Source organism: Acinetobacter sp. GD03645 (assembly GCF_029845285.1).
GTDB lineage: Bacteria > Pseudomonadota > Gammaproteobacteria > Pseudomonadales > Moraxellaceae > Acinetobacter > Acinetobacter corruptisaponis.
This window is the reverse complement of sequence record NZ_JAOCLL010000022.1, coordinates 58,281-67,379: the sequence shown is the minus strand read 5'-3', so window position 1 is coordinate 67,379 and position 9,099 is coordinate 58,281. Positions and strand designations below refer to the sequence as shown.

Here is a 9,099-nt window from a genome sequence, read left to right as displayed (position 1 = left end):
CAAAAATCCACACAAGTTGTTCTTCTATTCTCTTAATGATCTTCTCACCGCTTCGTCAGCGATAAGTAAACGCAATGAATTCTAGCAACTTAACCGTTAAAGCTAAGTTCTTTTGCTTCATTGCGTTGGGATGTGTGCATTATAGGAGATTTTTTTTGGTGCGCAAGTGTTTTCAAAGCACTGTTTTATTGAGTGTTGTTTTTTTACTCATCAAAACGTTTATATTTACCGTTATTTTATTGCATTTATATGAAAATAAAGCAGAAATATTTTATTTATATTTCTGCTTTGCTTTTTACTTTTTGTTCTTTATCTGAACACTGATAATTTTAATTGGTTGTTTTGGTACATTCTGGTGCATTCCATAGTTTCCAGTAGGTACTTTTACAATTTTATCGACAATGTCCATTCCCTTGGTGACTTTACCAAATACCGCATAACCTGCGTCCATTGCTGAACGGTTCAGGAAGTTATTGTCAGCGACATTAATAAAGAACTGGCTTGTTGCAGAATTGGGATCACTGGTACGTGCCATTGCCAAAGTACCACGGTTATTTTTCAGACCATTACTCGCTTCATTTACAATAGGTGCTTTTGTGGTTTTCTCAATCATGTTTACATCCATGCCCCCACCCTGAATCATAAAGCCTGGGATAACGCGATGGAAAATCGTTCCTGAATAGAAATTACTCTTCACATAATTTTCAAAGTTCTTTGCTGATATAGGCGCCTGATCATCATATAGTTCTATTTCAATCGTCCCCATACTGGTTTTCATATCGACCAGCGTATTTGCAAATAAAGAACCACTTGCCAGAATTAGACTTGTTGCAATGAACAGCTTTTTCATAATTGCTTTTCTCGACCTGTAAAATAGATTTGTTGTAGCCCATCATCTTATGTTTTGCAAATCCATTTTTGCTATTTTTATTTGTTGTCTACAATAAAATACCCATGTTCCACGTGGAACATGGGTTCACACATGAATTAACTATGCTTATCCCAAAACTTCCTGAAGTTTTTCGCAATCTCGATGGTGTGACGTTTCGCCTTGCTGGAAACTGGCGTGATATTGATAAAGCCATGACTCTGGTCTGGGTAGTCCACATACTGGACCTTGACGCCATTCTGTCTGAGTTTGTGGCTATAAATCTCACCTTCATCATGCAGCAAGTCATGTCCAGCAGTAAGGACATAGGCAGGCGCCAGTTTTTTAAGATTGCCGTAAGTTGGAGAAATCAACGGATTATCCAAGGCAACATTGTGCTGGGTTGCGTAGTATTCGGTCACGTAATCGACATCCTTACTGGTAAGGACCAGGCCCTGACCATAGGCATAGAAAGATGGGTGACGACTTTTGAAGTCAACCGTAGGATAAATGAGTAATTGCGCCTGTGGTGCATAGGATTTTCCAGCAGCATGTTGTGCAACCACGGTACTGATATTACCCCCTGCGCTGTCACCCGCCACAGCAATACGGTTTTTATAAATTTTAAGTTGACGGCGGTTCTGGTAAACCCACGCCAAGGCATCCTCACAGGATTGAATCAATTGTTGTGGTGATGCCTCAGGAGCAAGTGGATAGTCAATACTGAGCACCTGTACTTTTGCATACTTGGCAATGAGGCGGCATGCTTCATCATGGGTATCCAAGCCACCCACCACAAACCCACCTCCATGATAATAGACAATCATCGGGAGTTTTTTATTGGGTGCGGGATGGTAGTGTCTCGCAAATACCGTTCCGCTTTGCAAAGGCAGGCGAATATCTTCAACAGATTCAATAGAGGTTGGCTTATTCAGGATCGCAAGCATTTGCGCATCGAATTGTCGTCTTGATTCAATTGGATCATCACCAATAAAGCCAATATGTCCCTGCTTAATCTGAACCGCCATAATGCATTTGGTAAATGCGTCCAGGTCTGGATATTGGTAAGGGTAGCCTAAAATCTTGGCTATCGACTCTTGTACAATCTTGGGCAGCTTATCAAGTGCTCGTGCAGCAGGACCTTGTCCTTTATCTAAAAGTGTTTGAATTTTCTGAGGTAATGCTGACACGTTTTTCCCCTTTTTCGCTCTATCCATCGTTCTTGTCCTCTCTGACTATATGCCTGAATAAAGTCATAGATCAAGATCAAGCATTTAAAAAATATCTTGTAACCTAAAGGTCATATCTGAAAAAGTCATTAACCATTTTGCTTATCTATACTTGCTTTTTATGTCAATAAAAGTGATTTACCTGTTTTTTATTGCCAAGACTCAAAAACAGCATCCTGCTTTTGAGTCCAACGTTATTTAGCGTCCAGCTGAGGCTGAACCCGAAATATTGATGCCGACTTGCCCAGGTTGAACATTGGCTTTAACGCCCGCACCTGTCTGCACACCATGTGAACCTATGCCCACTTTGGTCGAGCCTGTTGCCTCCACAGAGACACAGCCCATCATTGCACTTGTGGCAATCGCCAGCATCGAAATCAAAGCAAATTGCTTCATATATTTTCCCTCAATAACATCGAATACAAACTTTTTTGTCTGTAGGGCAACATCATTGCGGTTTTGCCTATTAATGTATAAGTCCGTTACCGTTATTTTTTATGTCAGTTTGGCAAATGATGCACCAAACAAAAAACTAGAACCCATCAAATGATTCTAGTTTTTATGCTTCAGTTTAATCTCGGCACTTCACGCAACATATATAGCAGTATATGTGTAGATTGGTGTGTTGGCATCGACATGACAATCTATCGCAGGGAGTGCAAATTTGAGATTACTGTGCTGATGCATCCGCACCTGCTGAGCCTGAAACAGAACCAGAAACATCGGCAGATGCGCTACCTGGCTGAACATCAACCGATGTTCCCGCCTGTACACCTACACCACCCTGCACACCTGCTGGGCTTGCACTTGTCTGGGCCGAACCAGAAGCATCCAGACCACCTTGGGTTGAGCATCCCACAGCCGTCAACGCAACACCAGCGACAACCATTGAGATCAATGCTAACTTTTTCATTGTGTATTTCCTTTCATTATGACAAAAAGCAAAGTCGTCTTTGCGTTGCCTATCATTCACAATTTTTTCCGCTGGCGTGATGGGGATTAGTTGCAGTTTGTTATGGATGCAGCATGATTTTGCAATTTTTATTAAATCAGTTCGATTTAGCATTCACGTATTTTTTATCATTTATAAAATCGCTAAGACTTTATCTATTCAAAAGTTTTATTGATATACATGCTATTTTCATGGGCAGAAACCTGTTTATCTTCATTTTTTATAATTTATATAAACACCGTATAACTCCCCTACATGCTTACAATGTAAGTCATACAGGCAAATTTCCTTTATATGGCGCAATAAAAAACCGTGATGAGACATCACGGTTATCAATTTTTTTAATGACGTTTTAAGGCCACTGCATTTCCCCTTTTACCACTTTGGCACCCAGTTCCAGACTGCTGGATTCAGCCAAAGCTGGATATTGTTTCTGCATCATCTGGATGAGTGCAGCCGAATTTTTTGTCTCTTTTACAGCTTTTTCATATTGCTTTAAATAGTCAATTGAAAAATTAACTGCATCTAAACCCTCGGCTGCACCTGCTTTCATATGCGCTGGTACCACAACTTTAGGATTTAAAGATTTAATACTTTCCAATGTCTGCACCACCTCAGCACGATCTTTGGCAGTTGGGGTATCTGCGGTCCACAGGTGAATGCCTGATGAAACAGGAATTCCTCCCACTACAGCTTTGGCACTTGGAATCCATAAATAGGTCAGTTCTTTTTTGCCCTTAATTTCAATGTTTTCATTTTCAAATTTTAAGATTTTTGCCGTATAAACCTGGGGAACAATAATTTTACTTGGTGCATTGGCACCCATTTTTGGCCCCCAATACTGTACTTTTAGGGCCTGTGTATCCTGAATATGTTTCACTGTTTCAGGGGTTGCGATAATTTGCACATTGGGAAAATATTGCTTGAATACATCCAGACCAAAATAAAAGTCAGGATCGCCATAGCTGACAAAGATGGTTTTTAGGGTTTTACCACTATCCAGAATATCGGCGGCAATACGCAAGGCTTCTGATTTAGAAAATTGTGCATTGACCAATAAGACTTCCTTATCACCCTCAATCAAGGTGGAGGTCACCCCAAAATGTTCAGGCTTGGCTAAAAAATTCTGGATTTTTAACTCTTGTGCGAATGACGTTGAAGATGCCGCGAATGTTGATAATGCTATAAAAGTAAGTGCATAAGGCTTAGTATTCATTTGTTTGTCTCCTATCTGATAGGAAACACTTTAAATTGCAATTATTGCTGAATAAACACCCTGGATTAAGATAAAATGTTGCATATCTTGCAACAATCATAATAAACATGGATACCTTAAAAGCCATTCAGGTCTTTGTCTGTATTGCACATCAAGGCAATCTGAGTAAAGCCGCAGAACATTTGGATTATTCTAAAGCGATGGTGTCCCGCTATCTCGAACACCTTGAACAGACCTTTTCAACACGCCTTTTTCAGCGCAACACCCGTAAAGTTTCACTCACCCCTGCGGGTGAAAAAGCCTTGGTCTATTGTGAAAATATCTTACAGCAACAACAGCTTTTAGAAAGTCTGGCCGCCCCCGAACAACACACAGGTACAATTCGCTTTACCTGTGGCCTGTTTCTGTTCCAGTTGGGCGTGAATGAATGTATCACGCAATTTAAAAAGCTTTATCCTCACATACATTTTGATGTGTATTTAACGGAAAATACTGTTGATCTGATGGATGCGCAGGTTGATCTTGCGCTACGGATTACCCAGAAAGTCGCGGATGGACTGATTGCACGCCCTGTCTGCCAGATCCAATCCACTTTCTGTGCCCATCCCCATTACTTGCAGGACCACACTCCCCTTTTGCATCCAAGCCAGCTGATTCAGCATGACTGCATTGCCCATCATACCCATAACCACTACTGGACCCTGTTTGATACAGATCAGCAACCGCAAAACTATCCATTAAATGTTACGTTCAAAAGCAATGATGTGATTGCGCTTTATCAGATGTGCCTCAAAGCGCAGGGCGTTGCCATGCTGCCCACCCTGCTGGTGCGAGAGGATATTGCACAACATCGTTTGCAACAGGTGTTTACAGGTTTTTCTGCACCCGACCTGACATTGTCTTTAGTGTATGCTTCAAGGCAACATTTACCGAAAATAACCCAGGAATTCATCGCTTTCGTGATTGAAAACCTGAATTTTTACTTAAATCAGCATAATTAAAAGATTTAAATGAACCTGAACGCTTGAATTTTGTCGTGTTGCCCATACCTCATCCGTATCTATGAATGACCAATATGTGGCAGTTCAGGTTTAACCCGATGAGCACTTATGCCAAAAGGACTGTACATGTTTGAGAACTTTTTTAAACGGAGATCATCAATGGCTAATGAGCACAATGAGCAAGCTCAAGACATTCAAAATGAGCAACAAACTGAACAAACTCAAGCTGAAAGTGTAGAGCAGGCAAACGAGCTTAGCGTTGAAGATTTACAGGCTCAGATTAGCAAGCTTGAAGAAAGCCTAAAACTTGAAAAGGTGCGTACCGCAAATGCTGTATATGAAGCACAAAAAAGTGTGGAGCGTATCCAGCGTGAATCGGAAAAGCACAAAGATACGGTGCTGGAAAAGTTTGCAAAAGAGTTATTGGATTCTGTCGACAACCTTGAACGTGCGATTCAGGCGGCTGGTGAAGAACAGACACCTGTACTCGAAGGCGTGAAACTGACCCTGAAATCCCTTTTGACCACACTGGAAAAATTTGGCGTGGTTGAGGCGAGTACCCAAAATGGCTTCAATGCCGACTTACACCAGGCGGTAGGTATTGATCCAAATGCCAAGGCCAATGAGATTGGTACGGTGTTGCAGAAAGGCTATACCCTGAATGGACGTTTACTTCGTCCTGCGATGGTGATGGTGGGTCAATAATGCGCGTGAGCAAGCGTTTTTTGCTCAAAAATGCAGAAATTTGAGAGTTTTTTGATTTTTTTTCATAAAAATGCTTGAAAAAAACCGTTTGACTCTCATATCGAATAACAAGCAAAACATTGCAACAAAATTTTAGAGGAACACACCAAATGGCGAAAATTATTGGTATTGACTTAGGTACTACCAACTCATGTGTTGCTGTACTTGAAGGCGATAAAGTAAAAGTAATTGAAAATGCGGAAGGCGCACGTACAACCCCATCGATCATTGCGTATAAAGATGGCGAAATCCTGGTGGGTCAAAGTGCGAAGCGTCAGGCTGTAACCAACCCGAAAAACACATTATTCGCAATCAAGCGTTTAATCGGTCGTCGTTATGAAGATCAGGCGGTACAAAAAGACATTGGTCTTGTACCTTATAAAATCATCAAGGCTGACAATGGCGATGCCTGGGTTGAAGTCAACGACAAGAAATTGGCACCTCAACAGATCTCTGCTGAAATCTTGAAAAAGATGAAGAAAACAGCGGAAGACTACTTGGGCGAAACTGTTACTGAAGCAGTGATCACTGTTCCTGCCTACTTTAACGATGCTCAGCGTCAGGCGACCAAAGATGCAGGTAAGATTGCGGGTCTTGATGTTAAACGTATCATCAACGAACCAACGGCTGCGGCACTTGCGTTCGGTATGGACAAAAAAGAAGGCGACCGTAAAATCGCGGTTTATGACTTGGGTGGTGGTACATTCGACGTATCAATCATTGAAATCGCAGACCTTGATGGCGACCAGCAAATCGAAGTGTTATCGACTAACGGTGATACATTCCTTGGTGGTGAAGACTTTGATAACGCCTTGATTGAATTCTTGGTTGAAGAGTTCAAGAAAGAACAAAGTGTAAACCTGAAAAATGATCCACTTGCGTTACAACGTTTGAAAGAAGCGGCTGAGAAAGCAAAAATCGAGCTTTCTTCTTCTAACGCAACTGAAATCAACCTTCCGTATATCACGGCTGATGCGACTGGTCCTAAACACTTGGTGATCAACGTAACACGTGCAAAACTTGAAGGTCTGGTTGCTGACCTGGTTGCCCGTACCATTGAGCCTTGCCGTATCGCGCTTAAAGATGCAGGTCTTTCGACTTCTGAAATCTCTGACGTGATTCTGGTTGGTGGTCAGTCTCGTATGCCGATGGTACAGCAAAAAGTACAGGAATTCTTCGGTAAAGAGCCACGTAAAGACGTGAACCCTGATGAAGCGGTTGCGATTGGTGCGGCGATTCAAGGTGCGGTATTGTCTGGTGACAAGAATGACGTACTTTTACTTGACGTAACACCGCTGACTTTAGGTATCGAGACAATGGGCGGCGTATTAACACCAATCATTGAGAAGAACACCACGATTCCTGCGAAGAAATCACAAGTGTTCTCAACAGCGGCCGATAACCAGCCTGCGGTAGACATTTCAGTGTACCAAGGTGAACGTAAAATGGCTCAACAAAACAAATTGTTGGGTAACTTCCAGTTGGGCGACATTCCACCAGCTCCACGTGGTGTGCCACAAATTGAAGTGTCATTCGACATCAATGCTGATGGTATCCTGAAAGTGTCTGCGAAAGACAAGAGTACGGGTAAAGAGCAATCGATCCAGATCAAGGCAAACTCAGGCTTGTCTGATGCTGAAATCGAGGCAATGATCAAGGATGCTGAAGCGAATGCTGAAGAAGACCGTAAGTTTGAAGAATTGGCTAAAGCACGTAACGAAGCAGATGCTTTGGTGGCAAGCTCGAATAAAGCCGTGAAAGATCTTGGTGACAAAGTCACTGAAGATGAAAAAACTGCGGTTGCAGCTGCGGTTTCTGAGCTTGAAGCAGCAACCAAGGAAAATGATGTTGATGTGATCAAGGCGAAAACCGAAGCATTACAGGATATCTTGATGCCAATCACGCAACGTGCCTACGAACAGGCACAGGGTGCTGGTGGCGCAGAAGGATTTGATCCAAATGCATTCCAAGGTGGTGATGCGGGTCAACAGCAAAAAGCGGACGATGGCGTTGTAGATGCTGAGTTCACAGAAGTGAAAGATGACAAAAAATAATTTGTCACTTTAACAAAAGACCGCGCGAAAGCGCGGTTTTTTTATGCTTTCTATTTTATCTATTTTGATCAAAATACAACTCACCCAAAATCGGCATAAACAAGGGGATCACGCCACAGGCCTTAATTTCTTCAATAAATTCGGGAATATTTACACCAGGTAATAATTCTGGCGTTTTATCAATCGGTGTCACCATGGTATCCCAGTGACACGGAATAATATATTTTGGCTTGAGTAGCCGCACTACATCCTTAACATAGTTGGGGCGATATTTACGTCCAATCGCACATAGACACACAATATCAGCCTCTCGCCCCTGTAATTCCTGCTCAATAAAGTCGGCTGAATCAATATGCACCACACTGAGCTTGCCCGTATGAATCCACCAGTTGAAGACCTGACCATGCCGCAGATGATGAAACTTGGGAGGATAAGGGGGTGGAGTGGTCATATCGCCTGGTAATGGCACACGGCCAAACAGTGCCTTACCGTGTATGGATGGCAAACCCACAACTTGCCATTTTCCACAGTCAATGGTTTCCCGCCCCTTTGTTTCAAGCATCTGCTGTTCAGAAAGACCTGCTGAACGTCCATACATTAAGCTGGCCTGTGAACCAATTAAGCGCGCACCCGTTTGTTTACACACCTCTGGCGCATCCAGAATATGATCATAATGCGCATGGCCAATCAGCACCTCATCCGCCTGTGGAATATACTGCCTCACCAATGCTGGATCACTCAATAAAGGTTGGGTAAAGGTCTGCCACAGGCTTGGACGGCTAATAAAGGGATCGAGTACCACTGTACGATGCTGGTCAGACAGGATAAATCCCGCTGTCCCCAAATACCTGATTTTTAAATTTTCAACTGTTGCCCGAGCTGGCGATGCAGCAGCCCATCCCGCCTCGGGAGCTTTAAGTAAATATTTCAGCATCTTCATTCCTTGGTCTTTTTATATTCATCCATTTTTTATCAATTCATTAAAACAGAATCAGAAGAATGATTATATATTTTTCAGTGTTCTTCCAATTTTGT

Annotated in this window: 9 protein-coding genes; 3 read left to right on the top strand and 6 right to left on the bottom strand. The window is 42.4% G+C overall.

Annotated features, from left to right (window positions below):
- Window positions 1-295: 295 nt before the first annotated feature.
- The 5 genes from N5J47_RS15735 to N5J47_RS15715 all read right to left on the bottom strand — a co-directional run bounded on the left by N5J47_RS15735 (window position 296) and on the right by N5J47_RS15715 (window position 4,265).
- A complete protein-coding gene (locus N5J47_RS15735; protein WP_279960819.1) occupies window positions 296-850 on the bottom strand; it encodes a peptidylprolyl isomerase in 555 nt (184 codons plus the stop codon).
- A 137-nt stretch (window positions 851-987) separates the two neighbouring features.
- The gene (locus N5J47_RS15730; RefSeq protein WP_279960818.1) at window positions 988-2,058 is read right to left on the bottom strand and encodes an alpha/beta hydrolase; all 1,071 of its coding nucleotides are present in this window, start codon (window positions 2,056-2,058) and stop codon (window positions 988-990) included.
- Between the two features lie 237 nt (window positions 2,059-2,295).
- Entirely contained in the window at window positions 2,296-2,493 is a 198-nt protein-coding gene (locus N5J47_RS15725; RefSeq protein WP_267982160.1) for a hypothetical protein, read from the bottom strand.
- 274 nt (window positions 2,494-2,767) lie between these two features.
- On the bottom strand, window positions 2,768-3,010 hold the full coding sequence (locus N5J47_RS15720) for a hypothetical protein (RefSeq protein ID WP_267982159.1): 243 nt from the start codon (window positions 3,008-3,010) through the stop codon (window positions 2,768-2,770).
- A gap of 391 nt (window positions 3,011-3,401) precedes the next feature.
- Window positions 3,402-4,265, bottom strand: a complete 864-nt coding sequence (locus N5J47_RS15715) for an MBL fold metallo-hydrolase (protein ID WP_279960817.1) — start codon at window positions 4,263-4,265, stop codon at window positions 3,402-3,404.
- A 107-nt stretch (window positions 4,266-4,372) separates the two neighbouring features.
- On the opposite strand from N5J47_RS15715, the gene N5J47_RS15710 reads away from it, so the two are divergent.
- The 3 genes from N5J47_RS15710 to dnaK all read left to right on the top strand — a co-directional run bounded on the left by N5J47_RS15710 (window position 4,373) and on the right by dnaK (window position 8,064).
- Window positions 4,373-5,266: a LysR family transcriptional regulator gene (locus tag N5J47_RS15710; RefSeq protein WP_279960816.1), complete on the top strand. Its 894-nt coding sequence runs from the start codon at window positions 4,373-4,375 to the stop codon at window positions 5,264-5,266.
- A 159-nt stretch (window positions 5,267-5,425) separates the two neighbouring features.
- On the top strand, window positions 5,426-5,971 hold the full coding sequence (grpE, locus tag N5J47_RS15705; RefSeq protein WP_267982156.1) for a nucleotide exchange factor GrpE: 546 nt from the start codon (window positions 5,426-5,428) through the stop codon (window positions 5,969-5,971).
- Window positions 5,972-6,120: 149 nt separating this feature from the next.
- The gene (dnaK, locus tag N5J47_RS15700) at window positions 6,121-8,064 is read left to right on the top strand and encodes a molecular chaperone DnaK (protein WP_279960815.1); all 1,944 of its coding nucleotides are present in this window, start codon (window positions 6,121-6,123) and stop codon (window positions 8,062-8,064) included.
- Between the two features lie 55 nt (window positions 8,065-8,119).
- On the opposite strand, the gene N5J47_RS15695 is transcribed toward dnaK, so the two are convergent.
- The gene (locus N5J47_RS15695) at window positions 8,120-8,998 is read right to left on the bottom strand and encodes an MBL fold metallo-hydrolase (RefSeq protein ID WP_279960814.1); all 879 of its coding nucleotides are present in this window, start codon (window positions 8,996-8,998) and stop codon (window positions 8,120-8,122) included.
- Between the last annotated feature and the right edge of the window lie 101 nt (window positions 8,999-9,099).